The organism is Shewanella electrica, assembly GCF_022321485.1.
GTDB lineage: Bacteria > Pseudomonadota > Gammaproteobacteria > Enterobacterales > Shewanellaceae > Shewanella > Shewanella electrica.
Genome location: NZ_JAKOGG010000137.1, coordinates 1 through 291, shown reverse-complemented (window position 1 = coordinate 291; position 291 = coordinate 1). Strand labels below are relative to the sequence as shown.

Sequence of the window (291 nt, the reverse complement as noted above, 5' to 3'; positions counted from 1 at the left end):
GGGGGGGGTCTCTCGTTAACGAGGGGCTGGATTAATTAATAACAGGTGACGTCGGCGTCGGAGAGGACGACGGAGACGTTGACGTGAGAGGCTTTACCGGCGTTTTTATCGATGCTTTTGTGGATGAAATTCAACGGGATTCCATCATGGCCGACCACGCAACCGAAAACGTCCCCCCTTTGCCAATCCTCCACGGAGACCTCCAATTTACTGTAAAGGCTGTAAAAATCGCCGTCCTTTTCCGGCCCGAAAATGAGATAATTTTGAGGCGAAATCGGTTGGTTTTGTTGG

The 291-nt window shown here is 50.9% G+C and carries 1 protein-coding gene; it reads right to left on the bottom strand.

The annotated features are described in order from the left end of the window. Window positions 1–35 precede the first annotated feature (35 nt). A partial coding sequence (locus tag L9G74_RS20170; RefSeq protein ID WP_238898558.1) for an immunoglobulin domain-containing protein occupies window positions 36–291 on the bottom strand: 256 nt, incomplete at its 5' end.